The organism is Kiloniella spongiae (assembly GCF_001026905.1).
In the GTDB taxonomy this organism is placed as follows: Bacteria; Pseudomonadota; Alphaproteobacteria; order Kiloniellales; family Kiloniellaceae; genus Kiloniella; species Kiloniella spongiae.
In genome coordinates this window covers 287,656-309,009 of record NZ_LAQL01000006.1, presented here as the reverse complement: position 1 = coordinate 309,009, position 21,354 = coordinate 287,656, and the positions used below count along the sequence as shown (strand labels likewise).

Sequence of the window (21,354 nt, the reverse complement as noted above, 5' to 3'; positions counted from 1 at the left end):
GGATTGATCATGTCAGTACAAGATATGGATTCAATTTCAAGTAAAAAGAAACGCGAAGCAAAAGTCTGGTCCATTGCAAATCAGAAGGGCGGGGTTGGTAAAACAACAACTACTGTCAATCTGGCAACAGCTTTGGCAGCTTGCAAAAAGAAGGTTTTGATTATTGATCTGGACCCTCAGGGAAATGCCAGTACAGGATTAGGTGTTGAACCTGATGCCCGTCAGCAAAGTATTTACCAGGTTATGATCGAGGGGTTACCTATTACACGTGCTGTTAGGTCAACTGATGTTCCCCGGATGCATGTCATTTCGTCTGGTGTGGAGCTTTCGGGCGCAGAGCTTGAGCTTGTTAATCTTGCAGAGCGTGAATTTAAACTTGTGAATGCTATCGGGCCGCTTCTGGATCAATTTGATTACATTTTAATTGATTGCCCGCCAGCACTTGGTCTGTTGACCTTGAATGCTCTGGTTGCCTCTGATGCCGTTCTTGTGCCTCTGCAGACAGAGTTTTACGCCCTTGAAGGATTATCTCACCTTCTACGTACCATTGATCGTGTGAAGAGGGGACTTAATCGTCGTCTTCAAATTCAGGGTATTGTCCTTACCATGTATGACAGAAGAAACAATCTCTGTGAAATGGTCGCAGCTGATGTGCGAGATTTCCTGGGTGATAAAGTGTTTAACACAGTTATTCCGCGAAATGTCAGAGTATCTGAAGCGCCTTCGCACGGGAAACCAGTTCTTTTGTATGATGTCGCCTGTGCGGGTTCTCAAGCTTATATCAAGTTAGCTGGGGAAATTCTTAGAAATGAACAGGTTCGTGTTACAGAACCTGCTGTCGCGTAATAATTAATCGGGTTTAAACCCGGAGAGAATAGATAACAGGGTTAGTTGAGAGGGTCGATTGGTGGCTGAAGCTCAGGATAAACGGAAAAATTTAGGCCGCGGTCTTGCTGCTCTTTTTGGGGATGAGACTGAAGATTATGCTTCTTTGGATAAGGTACGATCTACAAAACAGGTACCGATTGAGCATATTCACCCTAATTCAAAACAGCCCCGTCGTCATTTTGAAGAAGAAGCCCTTGCAACGCTTGCTGATTCAATTGAACAGTCTGGATTGTTACAGCCTATTTTAGTTCGTCGTCATCCGGAATTGTCATCTGAATATGAAATTGTAGCGGGGGAAAGGCGTTGGCGTGCTTCCCAACGCGCACAATTACATGAGATTCCTGTGGTTATCCGTGAACTGAACGATGCTGAAGTTCTCCAGGTTGCTATTATTGAAAATGTTCAGCGTCAGGATCTAACACCGATCGAAGAAGCAACAAGTTACCGTCGGCTTATGGATGAATTTGGCCATAAGCAGGACGATGTTGCCAAAATCATCGGGAAAAGCCGAAGTCATATAGCAAACATGCTGCGTTTGTTATCCTTGCCGGAAGAGGTACAGGAGCTTGTTGAAAAGGGTGATTTGAGCGCTGGTCATGCGCGTGCTCTTGTTGGCGCAGAAGATGCGGTTGATCTTGCACAGGAAATTTCATCTAAAGGCCTTTCTGTGCGGGAAACAGAACGTTTGGCTAGAGCGATAAAAAATGAACTGAAAGAGCTAGAAAAAGACAAAGCACAGCTACAAAAGCCAATTTCTTCCTCTAAGATTAAACCAAGTTCCGGACCACAAAAGGATGCTGATACACTAGCATTGGAACGTGATCTATCAAATATGTTGGGCCTAAAAGTAAGTATCGATTTTCATGGCCAGGGTGGCGCCCTTAAAATTTCTTATGATACCTTGGAACAGCTTGATAATGTTTTGCACCGCTTAACCCAATCAGCTGATTAGGAGCGCTCTAAACGACAGTTTATGACCGGCGACGGGTTGGGGCGTTTGCTGTGATTTCTAGCAAAGTTCGCGCACAAAGTGTTTCTGCCGGTGCTCCCGTTTTTTTACAGTTAGCTTCTGTTTCTAAAAGCATACTGAGTGATTTGGCGAGAGCTCTTGGCGTCCATTTTCTTGCTTGGACTTTAAAAGGGTCAGCGACTTTCCAAAATAAGGGGGGGCGAAGTGTTGATACAGCTTTGTCCATGGGGACGCCTTGAGCAACCAAGCCTGCTGTTAGATGCAATCTTTGAAAATGTCTGGTGACGGCTCTTAGAATGGTGATTGCGTTTTGATTTTCTTGTTGAGCACGTAACAGATTTTTTTCAAGTTTCTGAATATTTCCTGTTCCGACAGCAATTGCTAAATCATCCAATGTTAATGTCGCAGTATCACCGATACAGGCCTGTGCATCTTCAAGTGAAATTGGGGAGGAATTTATTCCTTTATATAGGCATAATTTCTGTAATTCTCGGCGGGTTAATCGTCGATCAGTACCAAGATTTGCAACGAGGAAGCCGAGAGCGTCATTTGAAAGGGAAAATCCTTCGTTTTCAATGGTTTGGCGAATTAAACCAGGAAGGCTTTTTTCATCGTCTTTGTAGCAGGCGATCGCTGCAGCCATAATCTCCGTTTCAAAAACTTTCCTGAGTTTGGATCTTCCGGGTAAATCACCACCCTCCAAGATTATAAGGGCATCACCGACGGGGTTAGAAAAGTAATCTGAAATAACTTGGGTTAAAGCATCACTAGCAGATCGTATTCTGATAACGCGTCGACCACCCATCATGGATATTGCAGCTGCTTCATCACTGAGTAACGAAAGTTCTTTTTTTAAGGCGTCGTTATCAAGGTTAACCACGCGAAATGGATCTTGTGCATCCTCGACAACTGTATGAAGCAAATTCTGGCTTCGCTCCATTACCAATCCTTCATCGGGGCCATAAACCAGTATAGCTTTTATGCTGCTGTCAGGAGATTTTGAGAAACTATCAGCTTTGGCAGCAGGTATCTTCACTTTCATAGAGCCTTATACAGAAAAACCATCCATAGTTACTTACTGTAACTTATTGAAGTAAGCACCTAACTGTAAAGCCATATCATCTGCTACCAGTCGCAAAACGCGACTACGTGCAGTGTCCTCAGCTACGAGATTAGCGTAGGGGTCATCTAGTTTGTCAAAGCTATTGGTTGATCTTGCATTGGAAGAAAAAACAACATTATTGCTGGATAGGCTTACAAGTGAATATTCAACCAAAATAGTCAAATTTGTTCGTGACGTTGTGTTATCCAAACGTACGGCAAGATCTTTCTCTGTCTCTGTAATAATTGCTTTTAATACATAAAGTGGTTTTCTTGGTTGCCCAAGCGGGTTCATTCTGTCCCGCAACAGATTATGAAGAATTTGTCCGGGGCGATCGGGAAGGGGACTAATTCTAATTGTTTGTAAAGCCTGATGTGAAGAATAACCAGTCTCGGCATCTTTTTTATAAACCGGCTGAAATCCACAGGCAGACAGGCTGATAAGACCGAGGACAAAAGTAACAGATAGACAAAGTCTTTTGGTAATAATTGACATCATCAAGGCCTTAAAAGCTGAGTTATACAACAATATTTACGATACGGTTTTTGACAATAATGATTTTACGAATATCTTTGCCGTCAATGGCTCTTTGAACGCCGGTCTCAGACAAGGCAGTTTGTTTAATTTCATCTTCAGTAGCTTCAAGAGACAAGGAAATTGTCGCGCGCAGCTTACCGTTAACCTGGACAGGTAGTTTTACTGTTTCGTCTACTGTCAGGTTTTCATCTGAAACAGGCCAGGAAACATTGACAATAAGGTCGTTATGGCCAAGTTGATTCCAAAGTTCTTCCGAAATATGCGGCATCATTGGCGAAACAAGGCGTACGAGTATTTCAAACGCTTCTCGCAAAACCCAAAAATCGCCATCTTTTGTCGCTTTGAACTGGCCAATACTATTGGTCAATTCATATATCTTTGCGACTGCTGCGTTAAAGCGAAAACTTTCAATATTTTCGCTAATAGAGGAAATTGATTTATGAACTGTTCTTCTTAGTTCAAGCGCTTGATCATTAAATACATCTGGCTGTGCCGTATTTACAGCTGGCAGGTTATCTAATTGTGTTGTGATTAGACGCCACATACGTTGGGTAAATCGCCAAGACCCGTCAATCCCGGATTCTGTCCATTCCATATCACGGTCAGGTGGGCTGTCAGAAAGCATGAAAAATCTTGCTGTATCAGAGCCATAACTTCCAATAATATCAGCTGGATCAATAGTATTTTTCTTTGATTTACTCATTTTGATAGATGGACCGACGTTTACTGTGTCGCCGTCCAAAGTAACGAAGTTACCGCTATCATTCTTCTCTATCTCTTCCGGAGAAAGCCATTCACCTTTCCCATTTTGATAGGTTTCATGGCAAATCATGCCTTGGGTGAAAAGCCCTTTAAAGGGTTCTTTCGCAGTTACATACCCGCATTTTTCAAGACCACGGGTAAAGAACCTTGAATAGAGAAGATGAAGAACAGCGTGTTCAATACCACCGATATACTGATCAACGGGAAGCCAGTAATCGACATCCTTGCGATCAAAAGCGTTGTCATCTCTAGGGCTACAAAAACGGGCAAAATACCAGGAAGATTCCATAAATGTATCGAAGGTATCTGTTTCCCTCACGGCGGCTTTTCCGCAAGAAGGACACGCGGTATGTTTCCATGTTGGATGGTGCGCAATGGGGTTACCCGGTTTGTCGAAAGTAACGTCTTCAGGCAACTCAACGGGAAGGTTTTCTTCTTTTTCAGGGACAGGGCCACAATCATCACAATAGATAATGGGAATTGGACAGCCCCAATAGCGTTGACGTGATACACCCCAATCTCTCAGGCGGAATTGAGTTGTTCCCTTGCCATGGCCTAGATCTTCGAGATGACTGATGACTTTTTTCTTGCCAGCAGTAATATCCAAACCGTCTAAGAATTGAGAGTTAAATAACTTTCCTTCACCAGTATAGGCTTCGTTTTCGACGGAGAAAATGTTCGGATCTTCGTCTTTTGGCAAAACAACAGGTGTAACACTGAGATCGTATTTCCGGGCAAAATCGAGATCTCGCTGATCATGTGCAGGACAACCAAAGACTGCACCTGTTCCATAATCCATAAGAACGAAATTCGCGATATAAACAGGAAGCTCAATAGAAGAATCTAGGGGATGAATGACTTTTAAGCCTGTATCAAAGCCTTTTTTCTCTGCCTTTTCTATCGCTTCTTCGGATGTACCCATCTTGTTGCATTCGGCAACAAAGGTTTTGAGCTCTGAATTATCAGCTGAAAGTTGATCAGCGAGCGGATGGTTTGCAGAAATAGCGCAGAATGATGCCCCGAACAGGGTATCAGGGCGTGTGGTATAAACTTCAATTTCCTGGTCAGAGTCTTTTATTTTGAAAAAGACTCTGGCCCCTTCGGATTTACCTATCCAGTTGTGTTGCATGGTACGGACTTTATCGGGCCAACGATCCAGTGTTTCCAGGCCTTCTAACAGCTCGTCTGCAAAATCAGTAATTTTAAAGAACCATTGGCTCAACTTGCGCTTTTCTACTTCAGCACCAGAACGCCATCCTTTACCATCGATTACCTGCTCGTTGGCGAGCACTGTGTGGTCTACGGGGTCCCAGTTCACCCAGGACTCTTTACGCTCAACCAGACCCTCTTTAAGGAAGTCCAGGAACATCTTTTGTTCATGTTTATAGTACTGGGGATGGCAGGTCGCTATTTCTCGGTCCCAATCGATGGAAAGACCCATGGATTTTAGCTGCTCGCGCATGGCAGCAATGTTTTCGTAAGTCCATTTGCCTGGGTGGACGCCACGGGCCATTGCTGCATTTTCAGCTGGTAGACCAAAAGCATCCCACCCCATGGGATGAAGAACGTTAAAACCTTTAGCTTTCTTATAGCGTGATATTACATCGCCGATTGTGTAGTTCCGGACGTGTCCCATATGGATCCGACCAGAAGGATAGGGGAACATTTCCAAGACATAGTACTTGGGTTTGCTTGTATCTGTTTCGACAGAAAAACAATTGTTCTCAACCCAGGCTTTTTGCCACTTGGTTTCGGTTTCCTTGACGTTGTAACGGCTCATAATGTTCAGACTTACTAATATAATAATGGGCTTTTATAAAAAGCTGGTGATTAACAAGGATAAAAGGCCACAGATGAATGACGTTCAGCTTCTGTGGCCTTGATTACGGATTGTTCCAATTCCCTTATAAAGGGCTATATTCGGATCTATTCACTTGATGCAATACGTAACTGACGTGCGCGTGTAAGGATAGCATCTTCCAACTCTGTGCCGGTTTTAGGATCAACCTTTGCGTCAATCCAACTTCCTGTCACATCACGTTGTTGCTTGAAAATAGAAGCCCGTACACCATCGGCGCGTAGATCGCGGCCTAGAATGAATACGTTAACCTTAAAGCGCTCGGGCTTGTTTGCATCCGGACTATACCAGTCCGTAATAATTACGCCACCAAAGGGATCGGCAGAAGTAAGAGGCATAAAGGCGATAGTATCAAGTGAAGCGCGCCAGAGGAATGAATTTACACCAATTCCTGTACCACCGTCTTGTGGTTTGGAGTCATCATCACCACCAAGAAGGTTTATACCACCGTCTTTTCCACCAAGTAGAGAGCCACCAGTTTGCTTGTAATATTTATCACTTTGATTTTCTATTTTTTTATCTTGCCCTTGTAAACCACAGGCTGTGAGTAAAATAAATGAAAATAAAATAATCAGATATCGGGAAGCAAAGCTCTTGGGTGACATGAAGGTTTCTTTCGAAGTTTATTAAAACTGGCTCTATTGCTAACACAAAAAAAAGCACAAAAAAATACTGCCAGTGCTAATTTTAGCACTGGCAGTACATTTTGTTCAAATTGAAAGCTTGAATTAGAAGCTAACAAGAACACCAGACTGTACTGATGTGAATTCGTCAGAACCACCTTCGTAATCACCAGTGATTGCAGAACCGTATACAGAAAGTCCTGGAGCAACTTCGTACTGTACACCAGCAGAGATAGCTGTATTTGTGATTTCGTCAGTTGCTTCGTAATCAGTTTCTGACCAAACACCAGCTACAGCAAACTGCCATGGACCAGTTGTGTAGTTGATACCTGCATCGAAAGAGTGCTGATCATCAAAGAACTCATCACCATCTTCATAGGAGTAACCAACACCTACAGTGAAACCAGCGTAACCAACGTTGATACCAGTTTGAACACCCCATACTGTGTTTTCATCAACAGCTGAAGGAAGGTTTGTGTTATCAAGATAAGTACCACCAAAACCAGCTTCAATGCTGAAATCATTCACACTGCCACTATACGCTACAGCTGCTTCAATGATTTGCTCACCAAACTGATCTACTTCTCTTTCACTTACAGCATTACCTTGAGAACCATCAGCTGCATATGTAACACCTGCTTTAAAGCCATTAAAGTTTGGTGTGTAGTATGTGATTTTTGTTGCATCTGAAGAATCAGCAACATCAGCAGCTGTATCAGCACCAGTACCAGCAGTAACTGAACCACCGCTAACAGAGGAACCTGTTGGGTTATCAATCATACCGTACATTAGGCCAACGTCAGCACCAGTTACAAGAAGGCCGTCTTTTGCACCATCTTGATCACCAAGTTCGATACGACCAAAATCACCTTCAAGCCAGATGTAATTTTCATCAGCATTGTTTGTGGAATCTTGATCAGCTTCTAGCTCAATAACGAGACCGTATTTTAGGCCGTTGTCAGCAGTATTAGAAGCAGTCAGTTTGATTTCAGAGTTTGTGTTGAAATCGTGACCGTTATTTGTATCATCTGCATTGTTATCAGCATCTGTAGAAGAAGCGTGGAACTGTGTGAATACTGACAGGTTGATTTTTCCATCTTCAGCAAATGCCGGAGCGGAAACTGCAGTAGCTGCAACCATTGCAGAGCTAGCAAGCAGGAATTTTTTCATTTTTCGATCTCCAAAAGAAAACTCATGAAGAGGACACCCCCCTCAAATTAAGTGTGCTCAGATAACACCCTTTTTTTCAGGAACTCAAGCCTTGTTGACGGATATGCATTGTTTTTAAGTATCACTGTGGCATTGATGCAACAATAACCTTTGGATAAGGCGTATTTGTTAATGAAAATAGGCGTTTCGTTAATGAATTAGGTACTTCAAAGCTGTGAATCAATAAAATCGGAGGCTACTTATTCACCATAATTAAGTTATTAAGCCCCTAACATAATAGAGGGCTTAAAGAAAATGAGGACTCCATCACTTATTGCTATACATAGGGTGAAACTGTTAGATGTATCTTGTTTTACCAAGTTATGACTGAAGCATCATATTTCTGATGTCACGATGTTATGCTATGTCTTATGGAGTAATATTTTACGATGCCCGGAATTTTGTGGCTCGCGTCTTATCCAAAATCTGGAAATACGTGGATGCGTACTTTTTTAGCGAATTTAATTTCTGATTCAAAAGAACCGTTACCTGTTAATAAAATTAGCGAGATATGCTCAGGCGAAGCTAATGTCCTTTGGTACAAAAATGCTTTTAACAAACCATTGGAAGAGGCCAGTGAAAGTGATCTAGCTAATATTCGTGCAGACGTGCAACGAGAAATATCCAGGCGTAGTAAAAATATTTTAATTCTTAAAACCCATAACTTTCTTGGTGAATACCTTGGGAAGCCTCTTGTTGCTATGGATGCAACTGGTGCGGCTATCTATATAGTAAGAGATCCTAGGGATGTGGTGATTTCTGCAGCGGATCATTTTGGCGTTTCTATAGATGAATCTATTGAAATTATGGCGAAAGAAACATCGAAATCCGATAAAGTATTGTATGAAGTTTATAATAGTTGGTCTAACCATGTGAAATCATGGACTCAGATTCCGCATAAAACGCTTTTGGTTCATAAATATGAAGATATGTTGGAAAAGCCTACGGAAATTTTTGGGTCGATTACCAAGAAACTGGGTATCACTAAAGATGACGACAGAATCCAGCGGGCTATAAAGCATTCTTCCTTTAAAACACTTCAGGAACTCGAACAGAAGCAAGGTTTTACTGAAAAATCAAAGAACAGTGAGCGCTTTTTCCGGTCGGGGAAATCTGAACAATGGAAAACGGTGTTGACGAATAAACAGATCAAACAGATTGAAAAAGATCACGGTCAACAGATGAAACGTTTTGGCTATCTTTAGGGGAATTGGGCGTGTCTCTTATTGCTGAAAATTTACTCTCTATAAGAGAGAAGATCGAAACTGCTGCTAAAACATCCCTTATGAATCAGGGTGATGTTAATTTGATTGCTGTTAGTAAAACAAAACCGTTAGAGGCTGTAGAAGAAGCTTATGCGGCAGGGCAGAAAGTTTTTGGTGAAAATAAGGTCCAGGAAGCCCTAACCAAGTTTCGTGATCTGAAAGATCAACACAGTGATATTGAAGTACATCTTATTGGTCCCTTGCAAACCAATAAGGCCAAGGAAGCTGTTTCTCTGTTCGATGTTATCGAGTCTGTAGATAGACCCAAGCTTGTGACCGCGCTTATCAAGGAAATGAAAAAACAGGACCGCTGGCCGGACTGTTTTATTCAGGTGAATACCGGAGAGGAAGATCAAAAAGCCGGCGTCTTACCAAAAGAGTTGGAGAGTTTGATTGATTTTTCAAAAGAACAGGGGCTGCCCGTTATCGGATTAATGTGTATTCCACCTGTTGATGAAGAAGCGGCAACACACTTCTCCTTCCTTTACGAATTGGCTAAAAAACACAATCTATCGTGCGTTTCTATGGGAATGAGTGCTGATTTTGAAAAAGCAATTCGATTTGGCGCGACGGATGTTCGTGTTGGGTCCAGTATTTTTGGGCAACGGAATAAAATTTGATTTTATTCTCACGTTATAAGAACTTTATAGGCATTCTTCTATTGTTCTACAGTTTTCAATACGATCCGGATTCCTGATCGGCATCAACTTACGCCCCATATAGCCGACTGTTTTTCTGAATTTATCCGTATTTAGATCTTCAATGATGGTTGCGCGAATACTGGAAAGAAATGTTGATTTTCGGCAAAATGCAGCTAGCAAAGTATGTGTTGGTTCTTTGGATATTTCCAATGAGTTGCCATAATCATCATCGCAAAGGCGATCTTCGTTTGCATTGATCGGCGCATTATAAATCCAGCGCAATTCATACCCTTGCGTATTATGATCCGCGACTGTCGAGCTGTATGTAGCTCTGAACCATTTTGGACCATATTGTTCCATTGCGGACGTAATTGCTGCACCAGGTTCTGGAGAAGAAACACTTTCTTGCAGGACGATCTTTATGGGGGAGTGATTAGCAGCAAGAACGGCATCACCAGATGTATAGGCCCCATAAGTCGCTGTTCTGACCAGGGTAAGATCACCGGAACTTATGCAAGAAGCAGTAAAAAGTGCAAATACAAGTGGCGATATGAATCTCTTTAACATCTACAGAATTAACCCTGTATGGTGATTTTTGTTTGTTGCTTCATAAGTGATAGTAGCTCTAAGAGGTTATCGAGTTCAAGGGCAACACACCCTTCTGTTGGTAATAAATCAGGCTTTGCGACATGAAGAAATATTGCAGAGCCCCGTCCTGGAATTACTGGATCAGAATTATGGCTCAGCAGTCCGATGAGATCATAGGTGTTTTCTTGATCTTTCCATAGTGTTTCATAACGCGATGTATAGGGGACAATAACGGCTTGATTGTAGTATGGGTCTTCTGGTTCATCGCACCAGCCATCTCTCTGGCATAGGGGCGCTATTTCAATGGCCTTGCCGATTTCTTTTCTTTGCTCAAGAGATATGCGATCTGCTCGGTATAGGATTTTGGCTAAATCCCAGCTTCCTATCGGTGTCTTCCCATCGCCTTCAACCTTTTCTTTGGCGGCTACAACGCCATTTTTACCAATGGCACAGGGCCAAATCCTGTCGCCGAAAGAAGCCTGCCACTTGCCATTAATAGATTGAACGATGATATCCATGTCTGTACCCGAAATCAGTCCTTAAAGATAAGCTGGGCCAAACATACATATTCAATCTAAATTGTCGAGGCTTCAATTATTGGTTTTTAGCTGTTGGTATTTATCAAGTCCGTTTAACAGATTTTGTGCAAAATCACTTTCGATAGAGGCAATGGTTTCCTCAGCTGATGGTGTGTTGTTAGGGGCAGAAGTTGTTACTGTAGATGTTGCTGGTTTGGGTGATGTGGTTGGGGGAATATTTGATGTTTGTGCAATCAACACATTGCTGCCCGAAAGGGGAAACCATTTACCGGGTCTTGATACGGGCAGCGGCGCTGGAGATCCTTGCTGAACATTCAAACTTGCGTTTGATGCCTTAGTTTCCTGTGAAACAGATTCTGTTGCTGCTGGTTTTGCTAAGTCATTATAAAGGGCTGCGAGGGCAGCTTTTCCCTCTAGCGGTGATGCTGAACCGGGGGTATTAGATGCTACAGCATTTTCAAACTTTGGCTGCTGAACTGGCGCAGGTGGAATGATGGGGGATAATTGTGAGAATAGGGGGGGTGTTGCTTTTTCAGATGAAACCTCTAATGCAGCAGTTTGAATAGGACTTTGATCATCTTCATCAGAACCAAGAAAAGCTTCTAATATGTTTTCGCCAATATCTTTACCGGTGGTTTCTTTTGAAACTGAATTTGCAATAGCAGTAATAAAGCCAGTTGGACCACCAAAAATCATACCGCCAGCAACCCGTGCAGCAGGTTGAATTTCGTCACCAGTGATTTCCCTATACAGGGTTGAAATAACAGGGATGTGCTGAAGAGGATTGATGACATCCAGAAAATCAAAGAAACCGAATGTTTGTTCTTTTTGTTCGGGTGAGGGCTGTTCGGGTGTTTTCTCTTTAACAGACCAGTCTGTTGGTTCTCTTAAATTTGTAGAGGCTGAATTAGTTTTTGACAGTTCATTTCCGAATTGGCTTTTTTGGGCTGGTTTAGCGGCAGAAGGGGTCTTGATCCTGGTATTGTTTTCTTTTTGGGAAGACTCGGGAGTTATTGCCGTTTTTGTAAGCGCAACTTTATTTGAGTCCAAATCCGTGGAATTGGAACCATTATGAATAGCAGGACGGGTTTGTCCTTTTGAGGTAATTTGTTGCGAATAGAGCTGATCCAACATAAGCCTGATAATACCTGATCGTTAATGCAGGTGAACCAATGCAATGATTGTGCCAATTTTTTTAGGGCTGATTCGGATGGTTTTTCTTCATAACTAAAGATTGAGGGGAATACTTTTCCTGGAATAGGGAAAAGCTTGCCCATATCTGAATTTATGTTCTCTAAACTCTAATATTTCCCAAGATTAATATTTTGTGGATCTGGGTTTCAGGGATTTGGATTTCTCTTGGTACTTATTTTTCTCAGAGCTTATGCCCAAAGCGCGTGGCCTTGGTTTTCAGATAAAACTCATTGTGCCCGTTGGAAGGGAAATAATGTGGAACCATTTCAATGACTTCTATACCACATTCTATGAGGGAACTGGCTTTTTCCGGGTTGTTTGTCAAAAGTCTGACTTCATCATACCCCAACTGACGGAGCATTTCTGCGGCAGGAATATACACTCTCTCATCAGGGTCAAAACCCACGAGTTCATTGGCATCGGACGTATCTGCGCCTCTATCCTGCAACTCATAAGCTCGAAGCTTGTTCATCAGGCCTATGCCACGCCCTTCTTGCGAAAGATAAAGAAGAATACCACCACCCTGTTTTTCCATCAAACTTATGGCTCCACGAAGTTGATCGCCACAATCACACCGCAAACTACCAAGAAGATCGCCGGTAAAGCATTCTGAATGCAAGCGTATCAGTGTTGGTTGATTGGGATCAGGATCTCCGATAATGAGTGCAAGATGTTCCGTACCACCGTCTTTAGGCCGGAAGGCTACAACGGTTGTTTTTTCGGCCACCTCAAGTGGAACTTGTGCTGAGGCAACTTTTTTCAGGCTATAGGCTGCTGTACTGCGGTAGCTGGAAATGTCATCAGCTGAAACAACGAGAAGATTATGTTTTTCTGCGAGTTCTGTGTCCGTACCGTCAGGCAGATTCACGAATAGAGCCGCAGGAAGCAGACAAGCCAATTTTGTCAAAAGGACAGCGTTACGTGCGAGTATTTCCGGTACTTCTGTGGTCAGAAAGTTGTCATGCCGGAGATTAATACCCAAGGGATCGTGCACTGGGTCAGCAAGGTACGCAGCGGCCTCTGGAGACATTCCATCCAACGCAAAAGCGATAACTTCTGTTGTATTAATAAGGGGTTCTGCTTCGTTGATACCAATTGCTGCTGCACGCCGTGCAGTTAAGAGAAGACAGGGTTCCGCACAACTGATATCCCGCAGTTTATCAAGACTTTCATCCGATGAGGTTTCAGAAGCTTGAATTAGTGCAGACTGTCCGCCCGGGCGCTGTACAATAACGGCTGCTCCACGGCGCAATTCTGCAATAGCTCGCTCAACTGCAGGGAGGATCCTTGCGGCATTTTCTTCTAGCGCTGGCACTGATCTGCTCTTTCGTCCGGCTTGGTTGCATTCGATAATCGTAGCTACTGGTAATGTATATCATCTTAAAAACAATGATCCGCCCCTTATTTAGGAATCACTGTTCTGACATTCCAGATAAATGTCTAAAAACCATTGCTCAATTATAGCAAAGTACTGTGGTTGGAAAGAGTGAAAATACGAAGCGCGAAGAAGGGTTTGCGACAAAAAAGAGAATCTTGTATTTGGTTTTAATGGTGATGGAGCGCTAATTCCTTTTTTATTATTTATTTTAGTTTTTGGGTAATTCAAAAATATCCATAAATCACATTGGTTTAGCTTTTATTAAAGACCTACACGGATTATTTACCAACCACCATTTGAAATATACAAAAAATTTCCCGATATATGTATGAACGAGATTAAAGCGGATAGATAAAGTGTAACTTTCTTTGTTTATAGCTTCTGCTACGAAGTTCTGTTTTACTGATTTTTTGGGTGAGCTTGAATGTCGATAGTGCGAGTGTTATCTAAATAGGTGTTATTTTTCGATAAAAGCTGATTACTTAATAGCTGTGGGAATAATACAATCGGATCAGAAAATCCGGCAGCGATATAAAAGCTGTGAAATAAAACAGGGAAACAGATAAGGGGCCTATGGGATGACGACTTCAAACGGCCGTAGAATATTGCTTGTTGATGATGATGATGCACTGCGTTCATCACTAAGAGAGCAACTACATCTACACGAAGAGTTTGAAACAACAGAAGCTGTAAATGGTATGGAAGGCCTGGATAAGGCCAAAGACGATTACTATGATGCAATTTTGCTGGATGTTGGTCTTCCTGATATGGACGGGCGTGAAGTTTGTCGTCTGATGAGACGGGCAGGTGTTAAAAGCCCGATTATCATGTTAACGGCGGCTGAATCAGATGCCGATACCATTCTCGGTCTGGATGCTGGTGCTAACGATTATATCACCAAGCCGTTTCGTTTGGGGGTACTTCTGGCGCGATTACGTGCCCAGCTCCGCCAACATGAACAGAGCGAAGATGCTGTTTTCACCATTGGGCCCTATACTTTTCAGCCCAGTGGTAAAATTCTTATCGAAGGCGAAACACAAAAGAAAATTCGCCTGACAGAAAAAGAAACATCTATCCTTAAGTATTTGTATCGTAAGGGATCTCAGGTTGTTGGACGAGATACTTTACTCAATGAAGTTTGGGGATATAACGCCGGTGTAACCACCCATACACTGGAAACTCATGTCTATAGATTGCGACAAAAGATTGAAATCGACCCATCGAATGCAAAGTTATTAGTAACAGAGACTGGTGGTTATCGTTTGGTACCTTAGAGGTGCTTCAGTAAGGATCTGTGAATTTTGCATTTGGCTATCTAGTGGCCGGGAGATTATGAAACGTGTCGGCAACGAGTGATTTTACAGTAAAATTCTGGGGAGTAAGAGGATCAATACCTTGCCCGGAAAATAGCCACAGACGTTATGGCGGGAATACGTCATGCGTAGAGGTTCGCTGTGGAGATCACCATTTTATTTTCGATGCAGGAACGGGTATTAGATCTTTGGGACAAAATATCTGTTCTGCGAGTGATAAACAGCAGATTGATATTCTTTTCTCCCATACCCATCACGACCACATTATGGGAATGCCGTTTTTTGGTCCAAACTTTTACCCTAAAAACAAAGTGCGTTTGTGGGCAGGGCATTTGTTGGAACAGCAAAGTAATTTGCACGAAATTTTGTGCCGTTACATGGCTGAACCTTTGTTTCCGGTACCCCCAAAAATATTTTCTGCGAACGTGACATTTCATGATTTTCATAGCGGCGAAACGTTAGAGCCCTATCCCGGCCTCAAAATACGTACGACTCCTTTGAATCATCCTAATGGCGCGACGGGATACCGCCTTGAATACAAAGGCAAGTCCTTTTGTTACATAACTGATACGGAACATACCCCCGGTGTCCCGGACCGCCAAATAATTGAACTTGTTCAAGACGCTGACTGCATGGTCTATGACAGTAGTTATACGGATGAAGAATTTCCTAAATTCAAGGACTGGGGACATTCAACCTGGCAAGAAGGGGTACGGTTGTGTGATTTGGCAGATGTGAAACAGTTAATTGCTTTCCATCATGACCCTTGTCATAACGATGATTTCCTGGATATTGAGGCTGAAAAGGCTGATAAAGCTCGTCCGGGTACGCTGTTTGCAAAAGAAGGTCTTGTTCTAGATTTATAATCGATTCTGCTCTGATCACGGAATTCTGACCACGGCTTGATCAAAGTATCTGTAGAATTAAAGCCTGCAAAAGCTTATTTAGGCTGTAACACGCGGGTAGATCGCAGTGTGATTTAGAGGCATCTCGGGATTATAAAAATGAAATGGTTTAGCTCGGTTAATGAAACAGCTTTGCCAGAGCGGGTACTTAACGCCATTCATGAACAGGAAGATAAAACGGAACGGCTAATCGGCTGGATTCAGCTCGCTGTTGTTTCTATTTTCGGTTCTCTCTATCTTATATCGCCAAAAACTTTTAACGAAGATGTGACTTTTGCGCCAGTTCCCTGGGCTTTGAGCATTTATTTGGTGCTGACACTGATACGTATCGTCTGGGCTTATAATTTCCATATGCCGGACTGGTCGCTCGCCTTTTCTGCGCTTTTTGATATGACGCTTTTGATGGTTCTGATCTGGAGCTTTCATGTGCAATATAATCAACCCCCAAGTTTTTATCTGAAAGTTCCAACCCTTCTGTATGTTTTTATCTTCATAGCTATCAGAGCTTTGAGATTTGAAGCCAAGTTCGTTGTCATTGCCGGATTATTTGCTGCCCTCGGGTGGGGAGTGATGATTATGTATGTCGTTTCCTTTGATTCCATGGACAGCATGATTACCAGGGATTATGTGCACTACATGACCTCAAATTCTATTCTTCTCGGGGCAGAGTTTGACAAGATAATCTCTATTTTGGTTGTGACACTTATTTTGGCTGTTGCATTGGTGCGTGCTCGGGCTTTATTGATCAATTCAGTTTCGGAACGACAGGCGGCGCAAGAACTTTCGCGCTTCTTTTCGCCTGAAGTAGCTAAAAAGATTGCTGATTCAAAAGATAAAATAACGGTGGGAAGTGCTGAAAGGCGTGAAGCCGCAATTATGAATTTGGATATGCGCGGGTTCACAAAGTTAGCCGCGGTAGAATCAGCAGAGATTGTGATGGGCACTTTGGCAGAATATCAGCAACTTTGTGTTCCGATTATCCAAAAGCATGGCGGATCAATTGATAAGTTTATGGGGGATGGCATCATGGCAACCTTTGGGGCTTCTGTCCCTTCGGAAACCTATGCTGCAGATGCTTTAAGGGCCATGGATGAGCTAATGAAGGTAACAGCGGCATGGCAAAGGGATAATGGTGAAGAAGCGCCACTGGTTAATGGATCAGTTGCTGTTGGGCCTGTTCTCTTTGGGGCTGTTGGTGATGATACGCGTCTGGAATACACCGTAATTGGTGACGCGGTTAATCTCTCGGCGAAGCTTGAAAAGCATAATAAAGATGTTGGTGTGCGTGCTCTTGCTGATCAAACGACATACAAAAGAGCCGTTGAACAAGGGTATCATCCCTTGTTGGAGCGAAAAGTGCTTGTCCAGAGTCAGGTCACGGGTGTTTCTGACGCCATGGATCTTGTCGTGATTGCAGATTAATTTAAGATGAGAAGAAACAGTCTTCTCATCTCAGCGAATTTATTTATAGGGGTCTGCGGCATCACGCAGCCCGTCACCCAAGAAGTTATAGCAAAGTACAACCAGTATCACGGGTTGAACGGGTAAGAGCAGCCATGGGTATAGAACCACGGCGCTAATATTCTGAGCTTCGTTGAGTAGTACACCCCATGATGTGATTGGTGCTCTTAGCCCTAGACCAAGGAAAGACAAGCTGGTCTCGCCCAGTATCATCATAGGTATGGCCAAGGTTGCAGAGGCAATAAGATGACTACTGAACGAAGGTAAAAGGTGCTTGCCAATAATCCTTGCGTGCGAAGCACCCATTAACTGTGCTGCTGTGGTGAAATCTTCTTCGCGAAGGCTTAATAGTTTCGACCTGACAGCACGAGCTAATCCCGGCCAATCCAAGAAGCCTTGAATTATCGATATACCAAAAAAGACGCCCAGGGGACTCCAGGTAACGGGCAAGAGAGCGGAAAGAGTCATAAAAAGTGGCAGGCTTGGGAAAGATTTGAGTATTTCGATGGCTCGCAGAATGAAATTATCGACCAGACCACCAAAATATCCTGCAAGGCCACCAAAGAAGGTACCGAGTACAAAGCTAATGGCAACACCTATTAAACCAATGGTCAGAGAGATCCTTGAACCGTAAATAATACGACTAAAGACATCACGCCCCAAACGATCAGTCCCCCAGATAAAGAGGGTTCCGTTTTCTGCGGGGCAGACAAAATGGAAGTCTCCACTGATCAGACCGAGGTAATCATATTCCTGATCACTTCGGCAAAAAAAGCTCAGCTTTTGAACATCTGCGGTATTAGGGGTGTATTCCCGCTTGAGGTTGTCCATATTGAGATTGTAATCAAAGCCATAGACGAAGGGGCCTACGAACTCGTCTTGATGGAAAAAATGAATGGCCTGTGGCGGGGCGTAGATAAATTTTGTTTCCCGATTGTGTAAATTATAGGGGGCAACTAGTTCCGCCAGAATAGCAACAATATACATGCAGAGCAGGATAATGCCGGAATAAACCGCAAGTTTGTGCTTTTTGAACTTCCACCACATGATCTGCCATTGCGATGCAGTGAAATAGCGTTCTTGCTGTGGCGTCAGTTTCGTTACTGACTGTGGATCAAAAGAGGCAGGGTTGACGTAATGCTTCATTGGCTGATTTGGGGGTTGGTGATCTGTTGTGTTTTTACTCATTTTTCAGCTCCCCCGCCGAGGCGAATTCTTGGATCTATCGAGGCAAGAATCAGATCTGAAATAAAGACGCCGATAACAACCAGTGATGCTTCGATGATAAGGAATGATCCCGCGAGATACATGTCCTGACTCAACAGAGAATCGACCAACATCGGCCCTGTTGTTTCCAGTCCCATGACGACAGCGACCAGTACAGAGCCGGAAAGCAAATCAGGCAGAATAGATCCAATATCCGCGATAAATGGATTTATTGCCAAACGAAGTGGGTATTTCAATAGGATTTTAAGTGGTGTCTGACCTTTTGCTTTGGCTGTAATGACGTATTGCTTTGATAGTTCATCCAGCATGTTCGCACGTAGTCGTCTGATCATACCAGCGGTACCAGACGTACCAATTACAACGACAGGCACCCATAGGTGCTCAAGTACAGAGAGTGCTTTATCCATACTCCAGGGCTTGCCGATAAACTCGTCATCCATCAAGCCGCCAATAGAAGTGCCGAACCAGACGTTGGCAAAATAAAGCAAAACCAGAGCCAGCAAAAAGTTAGGGGTCGCGAGACCAATAAAGCCGACAAAACTGAAAACATAGTCACCGACAGAGTATTGTTTGACGGCGGTATAGATACCTATTGGAAAGGAGAGAACATAAGTAAAAAGTGTTGCTGCAAGGGCGAGTATGATGGTCAGTGTGATGCGATCACCAATAACTTCGGTTACTGGTAACTCATGTTCGAATGAGTAACCAAGATCACCCTGTAAAAGCCCCAAAACCCAGTCAAAATATTGTACGTACATGGGCTTGTCCAAACCATATTCGGTACGGAGATAATCAATTTTTTCCTGATCGACGTTTTCGCCCTGTGCCTGCATTTCGGCAATCTGTGTTTCAAGGTAATCGCCGGGCGGTAACTGAATCAGAGTAAAGATAATTGCTGAAATGATAAGCAACGTCGGCACCATGGCCAAAATACGATTGACGATATAGCCCAACATTATGCGTTCTCCCTCATGTCTGGTTGAGGGATTGCAGTGCTATCAGTGCCTTTATGGACGCGTACATAGTGTCCGCCACCTAAAGCAACCATGGTCATCTCGTGCTGATCATTTACGGTGAAAGGCGCTGGCCAGTTTTCCGGCACAGAGGCTTTGCCTTCCAGTAGATCCTTTAAGTCAAGTGGATGGTCAAGGTCGGGGTCTGGGACTGCAGATACTAGTGCGCGGGTATAGGGATGAACGGGGTTTTTAAAGAGTAATTCTTTCGGGGCAGATTCAACCAGTCGTCCTCTGCACATGACGATAATCCGATCTGCAATATAATCAATAACCGCCAGATTGTGACTGATGAAGATATAGGTCAGACCCAAAGCTGCTTTCAAATCTTTCAGAAGATTAAGAACCTGAGCCTGAATAGAGACATCTAATGCTGATACAGGCTCGTCACAGATCAAAAGGTCCGGCTGCAGGGCCAATGCCCTCGCAATGCCGATACGTTGACGCTGCCCTCCTGAAAATGAATGTGGGTAACGATTTATATGCATTGGTGCCAATCCAACGACATCCATCAGGCTTTCAACGTACCTTCGCCGCTCTTTAGGGTCTTTCATGCCATGTATGAGCAGTGGTTCACCAATTAACTCCTGCACAGTCATACGTGGGTTGAGCGAACTATAGGGATCCTGGAACATGAACTGTACACGTTCACGAAAATCAAAGAGATTCTTTTTCTCCAACGCTAAAACATCTGTCGGATTATTCTCTTGATCCCTGAAAATAATTGACCCTTGATCGGGCTTCAGGGCGCGCATGATGATCTTTGACAGTGTGGTTTTACCGCAGCCACTTTCTCCGACAAGGCCTAGGCATTCCCCGCGATTGACAAAAAAGCTGATATCATCAACGGCCAATGCCTTTTCCGTTGATTTTTGAGAGAAAAACCCACCTTTTCTGATCGTAAAAGATTTTGAGATATTATTTACCTCAAGCAAAGGGGGATCATCTTCACAGATTATTCGTCGTTGTCTCTTTGCTTTGAGAATAGGGTTGTCCGGATGATGCTCAATTTCCCGAATTGGCTTGAGCCGTTCATCCGGTTTCATATCAAAACGGGGAACCGCATGAAGTAAGGCCTTGAGGTAGGGGTGTTCGGCTCTTCTGAAAATATCCTCCAGTGTACCGCTCTCCATTACCTCTCCGTGATACATAACCACAACTTCATCAGCCATGTTGGCTACAACGCCAAGGTCGTGTGTGATCATCAGAACGGACATGTCCAGTTCGCTCTGCAAGTCTTTGATTAGTTTCAGAATTTGCGCCTGAATGGTGACATCCAGCGCAGTGGTGGGTTCATCGGCTATGAGTAGCGCAGGGTGACACACCAAGGCCATGGCTATAACAGCGCGCTGTCGCAACCCACCTGAGAGTTCAAATGGATAGGTACGCATGGCTCTGATTGGGTCGGGGAACCCCACCATACGTAACATGTCGGTTGCAAGTTCCAGTGCTTGAGCAGCGGAAATGGCGCGGTGTAACTCCAGAGCTTCACAGATCTGGTTTCCAACCGTATGTACTGGTGAAAGCGAGGTCATTGGCTCCTGAAAAACCATGGAGATTCTACCGCCGCGTATTTGTCGCATCTGCTTGCTGTCGGGGTGTATTCTGGCGAGGTCAAGGACTTCGCCGTGCTTTACTGGATCAGAAAAAAGAATTTCACCACCTGCAATTTCGGCAACTTTTGGTAAAATGCCCATGATTGCCTGACTGACAACGGACTTTCCTGATCCTGATTCACCAACTAGAGAAACAGTTTTCCCTCTAGGGATGCGAAAGGATACACCTTTGACGGCGTTCAAAGTTCCTTCTGGAAGCTTAAATGCGACACGGAGGTCTTTGACCTGTAACAGATCGTTCACGATGATACTCTGGCCCCGTTGT

At 43.6% G+C, this 21,354-nt stretch carries 19 protein-coding genes; 7 read left to right on the top strand and 12 right to left on the bottom strand.

Annotated elements, in window-relative coordinates; all coding sequences use genetic code 11:
* Positions 1-9: 9 nt before the first annotated feature.
* Entirely contained in the window at positions 10-846 is an 837-nt protein-coding gene (locus WH96_RS10395; protein WP_245629474.1) for a ParA family protein, read from the top strand.
* Between the two features lie 61 nt (positions 847-907).
* Positions 908-1,840 (top strand): ParB/RepB/Spo0J family partition protein, encoded by a 933-nt coding sequence (locus WH96_RS10390; protein ID WP_156176775.1) that lies wholly within the window; start codon positions 908-910, stop codon positions 1,838-1,840.
* A gap of 19 nt (positions 1,841-1,859) precedes the next feature.
* Here the strand turns inward: WH96_RS10390 and holA are convergent, their stop codons facing one another.
* The 5 genes from holA to WH96_RS10365 all read right to left on the bottom strand — a co-directional run bounded on the left by holA (position 1,860) and on the right by WH96_RS10365 (position 7,910).
* Complete coding sequence (gene holA / locus WH96_RS10385) at positions 1,860-2,894, bottom strand: DNA polymerase III subunit delta (RefSeq protein ID WP_047764267.1); 1,035 nt, start codon at positions 2,892-2,894, stop codon at positions 1,860-1,862.
* A gap of 39 nt (positions 2,895-2,933) precedes the next feature.
* Complete coding sequence (gene lptE / locus WH96_RS10380) at positions 2,934-3,455, bottom strand: LPS assembly lipoprotein LptE (protein ID WP_047764072.1); 522 nt, start codon at positions 3,453-3,455, stop codon at positions 2,934-2,936.
* A gap of 22 nt (positions 3,456-3,477) precedes the next feature.
* The gene (gene leuS, locus WH96_RS10375) at positions 3,478-6,039 is read right to left on the bottom strand and encodes a leucine--tRNA ligase (protein WP_047764071.1); all 2,562 of its coding nucleotides are present in this window, start codon (positions 6,037-6,039) and stop codon (positions 3,478-3,480) included.
* Between the two features lie 146 nt (positions 6,040-6,185).
* Positions 6,186-6,722 carry a DUF3576 domain-containing protein gene (locus WH96_RS10370; RefSeq protein WP_047764070.1) on the bottom strand — a complete coding sequence of 179 codons (537 nt, stop codon included), beginning with the start codon at positions 6,720-6,722 and terminating at the stop codon, positions 6,186-6,188.
* A gap of 123 nt (positions 6,723-6,845) precedes the next feature.
* Positions 6,846-7,910 (bottom strand): porin, encoded by a 1,065-nt coding sequence (locus WH96_RS10365; protein ID WP_047764069.1) that lies wholly within the window; start codon positions 7,908-7,910, stop codon positions 6,846-6,848.
* 479 nt (positions 7,911-8,389) lie between these two features.
* Between WH96_RS10365 and WH96_RS10360 the strand changes: the two genes are divergently transcribed.
* Both WH96_RS10360 and WH96_RS10355 read left to right on the top strand, forming a co-directional pair.
* Positions 8,390-9,154, top strand: coding sequence for a sulfotransferase domain-containing protein (locus WH96_RS10360; protein WP_162200142.1), 765 nt, complete (start codon positions 8,390-8,392; stop codon positions 9,152-9,154).
* Between the two features lie 11 nt (positions 9,155-9,165).
* Positions 9,166-9,834 (top strand): YggS family pyridoxal phosphate-dependent enzyme, encoded by a 669-nt coding sequence (locus WH96_RS10355; protein WP_047764067.1) that lies wholly within the window; start codon positions 9,166-9,168, stop codon positions 9,832-9,834.
* Positions 9,835-9,858: 24 nt separating this feature from the next.
* Here the strand turns inward: WH96_RS10355 and WH96_RS10350 are convergent, their stop codons facing one another.
* The 4 genes from WH96_RS10350 to ribA form a co-directional block, all read right to left on the bottom strand.
* The gene (locus WH96_RS10350; protein ID WP_047764066.1) at positions 9,859-10,422 is read right to left on the bottom strand and encodes a hypothetical protein; all 564 of its coding nucleotides are present in this window, start codon (positions 10,420-10,422) and stop codon (positions 9,859-9,861) included.
* Positions 10,423-10,430: 8 nt separating this feature from the next.
* Positions 10,431-10,961 (bottom strand): L,D-transpeptidase family protein, encoded by a 531-nt coding sequence (locus tag WH96_RS10345; RefSeq protein WP_047764065.1) that lies wholly within the window; start codon positions 10,959-10,961, stop codon positions 10,431-10,433.
* A gap of 72 nt (positions 10,962-11,033) precedes the next feature.
* Positions 11,034-12,116, bottom strand: coding sequence for a hypothetical protein (locus WH96_RS21325; protein WP_053005830.1), 1,083 nt, complete (start codon positions 12,114-12,116; stop codon positions 11,034-11,036).
* Between the two features lie 241 nt (positions 12,117-12,357).
* Positions 12,358-13,491, bottom strand: a complete 1,134-nt coding sequence (gene ribA, locus WH96_RS10335) for a GTP cyclohydrolase II RibA (RefSeq protein WP_047764064.1) — start codon at positions 13,489-13,491, stop codon at positions 12,358-12,360.
* A gap of 641 nt (positions 13,492-14,132) precedes the next feature.
* On the opposite strand from ribA, the gene WH96_RS10330 reads away from it, so the two are divergent.
* From WH96_RS10330 to WH96_RS10320, 3 genes are all read left to right on the top strand, one after another.
* Entirely contained in the window at positions 14,133-14,828 is a 696-nt protein-coding gene (locus WH96_RS10330; RefSeq protein WP_047764063.1) for a response regulator transcription factor, read from the top strand.
* Positions 14,829-14,893: 65 nt separating this feature from the next.
* Complete coding sequence (locus WH96_RS10325; protein WP_047764062.1) at positions 14,894-15,733, top strand: MBL fold metallo-hydrolase; 840 nt, start codon at positions 14,894-14,896, stop codon at positions 15,731-15,733.
* Between the two features lie 138 nt (positions 15,734-15,871).
* Positions 15,872-17,194 carry an adenylate/guanylate cyclase domain-containing protein gene (locus tag WH96_RS10320; protein ID WP_047764061.1) on the top strand — a complete coding sequence of 441 codons (1,323 nt, stop codon included), beginning with the start codon at positions 15,872-15,874 and terminating at the stop codon, positions 17,192-17,194.
* A gap of 39 nt (positions 17,195-17,233) precedes the next feature.
* Here the strand turns inward: WH96_RS10320 and WH96_RS10315 are convergent, their stop codons facing one another.
* From WH96_RS10315 to WH96_RS10305, 3 genes are read right to left on the bottom strand one after another with little or no spacing between them, the layout of a single operon-like run.
* Positions 17,234-18,421: an ABC transporter permease gene (locus WH96_RS10315; protein WP_047764060.1), complete on the bottom strand. Its 1,188-nt coding sequence runs from the start codon at positions 18,419-18,421 to the stop codon at positions 17,234-17,236.
* Positions 18,418-19,416: an ABC transporter permease gene (locus WH96_RS10310; protein ID WP_047764059.1), complete on the bottom strand. Its 999-nt coding sequence runs from the start codon at positions 19,414-19,416 to the stop codon at positions 18,418-18,420. The genes WH96_RS10315 and WH96_RS10310 overlap by 4 nt, the downstream gene beginning before the upstream one ends.
* Complete coding sequence (locus tag WH96_RS10305) at positions 19,416-21,332, bottom strand: ABC transporter ATP-binding protein (RefSeq protein WP_047764058.1); 1,917 nt, start codon at positions 21,330-21,332, stop codon at positions 19,416-19,418. The genes WH96_RS10310 and WH96_RS10305 overlap by 1 nt, the downstream gene beginning before the upstream one ends.
* Positions 21,333-21,354 lie beyond the last annotated feature (22 nt).